Genomic DNA, 1,768 nt, shown 5'->3' on the forward strand with positions numbered 1-1,768 from the left:
TTCAACGTGATCTAGCAAGGAATCCCGGCCCTTTAGGGCTCGGGAGGAATTGCTTCTCTGGACTGCTCTAACGCCCGCCTTACAGCGGGCGTTTCTGCTGCTCGATGTACTCCTTGATGACGGATAGCGGTGCCCCGCCAGCGGAGGCCGCGAAGTATGAGGGTGACCAGAAGTGGTCGCCCCACAGGTACTTGCGGATGTGGTCGGAGTACTCCTTGCGCAGGTAGTGGGCAGAGACGCCCTTGAGGGAGCCGACGAGTGCGGACAGCTTGACCTGTGGTGGGTAGTGGATGAGCAGGTGGACGTGATCGCGTTCGCCGTTGAACTCGCGCAGCTCGGCGTTGGCCTTGGCGCAGACCTCTCGCATGATCTCTTCGCAGCGGGTCAGGATCTCGTCGGTGAAGACTCCACGCCGGTACTTCGGGACGAAGACCAGATGCACGTGGAGGGTGTAGACGACGCTGCGGCCCCTGCGAATATCGGGGTTTCGTTCCCATCGTGGTGACATAGACACGATGCTACGATGCCCGTATGAAGATCGTCGTGCAGGTTCGCCTCATGCCGACGCCCGAGGTGGCGTCGGCACTTGAGTGCACTCTGCGCACGGCGAACGACGCGGCGAACTGGCTGTCAGGCCAGGCGTACGAGAGGGGCGAGTTCTCCCGCAAGGCATTGCAGGGCTTCGCCTACCACGACCTGAAGATCCGGGGTCTGTCGGCTCAGCCCGCGCTGCATGTGCTGCGGAAGGTCGCCGACTCGTACTCGACACTCAAGGCGAACATCCGCAACGGCAACCTTGGCAAACCAGGCTCGAAGCGCCGGACGAAGGCCGAGTCGAAGCCGATCGTCTTCCGTGGGGATGCGGCTCAGCCGTTTGACGACCGGTGTCTCAGTTGGCAGGTCGATGAGCAGACCGTGTCCATCTGGACCACCGCCGGGCGTCTCCGGGGCGTGCGGTTCGTCTGTTCCGAGCAGGCCCGCAAGATGCTCGCCGGGTACCGCAAGGGCGAATCGGACCTCGTCCACCGTGACGGCATGTGGTTCCTCATCGCCACGTGCGAGATCCCCGAGGCCGAACAGTACGAGCCCACCGACTTCCTCGGCGTGGACCTCGGCATCGTCAACATCGCCACCACCTCCGACGGGAAGATCCACGCCGGACGCGGACTGAACCGCTACCGCAAGCGCCAGCTTGCCCTGCGGGCCAAGCTCCAGAAGAAGGGCACCAAGTCCGCCAAGCGGGTCCTCAAGCGGCAGCGCCGCAAGGAGCAGCGCAAGGCGACCGGGACCAACCACATCATCTCGAAGCGCATCGTGACCGAGGCTGAACGCACCGGGCGCGGGATCGGCATGGAAGACCTTGCCGGTATCCGCACTCGGGTACGGCTTCGCAAGCCCCAACGGGTCGCGCTGCATTCCTGGGCCTTCGCCCAGCTCGGACAGTTCGTGGAGTACAAGGCGCGTCGCGCCGGTGTCCCCGTACTGTTCGTTGACCCCGCCTACACCTCCCGCATGTGCGCGGAGTGCGGGCACACAGACAAGCTGAACCGTGTCTCTCAGGGGCGGTTCGCGTGCCGGTCGTGCGGATTCGTTGACCACGCCGACCGCAATGCCTCCCGCAACATCCGCGCCCGTGCGCTGGAGTTGTGGCGAAGCGGGGCGGAGTCACACGCCCCTGCACCCGCTTAGGGTGCTGGACGGAGGAGACCACCCAGCAGCCAGTTGGGCTCTACCTCCAAGCCTGGCCCTTCAGGGCCGGGTAGTTGAC

2 protein-coding genes are annotated in these 1,768 nt (G+C 64.6%); one reads left to right on the forward strand and one right to left on the reverse strand.

From position 1 onward, the window contains the following. Positions 1-79 precede the first annotated feature (79 nt). The gene (gene tnpA / locus Q5762_RS36660; RefSeq protein WP_315896656.1) at positions 80-508 is read right to left on the reverse strand and encodes an IS200/IS605 family transposase; all 429 of its coding nucleotides are present in this window, start codon (positions 506-508) and stop codon (positions 80-82) included. Between the two features lie 23 nt (positions 509-531). Here tnpA and Q5762_RS36665 point away from each other — a divergent pair, with 23 nt between their 5' ends. Continuing rightward, on the forward strand, positions 532-1,689 hold the full coding sequence (locus Q5762_RS36665; RefSeq protein ID WP_315896657.1) for a transposase: 1,158 nt from the start codon (positions 532-534) through the stop codon (positions 1,687-1,689). Positions 1,690-1,768: the final 79 nt, after the last annotated feature.

This window comes from Streptomyces sp. P9(2023) (assembly GCF_032436795.1).
Classification (GTDB): domain Bacteria; phylum Actinomycetota; class Actinomycetes; order Streptomycetales; family Streptomycetaceae; genus Streptomyces.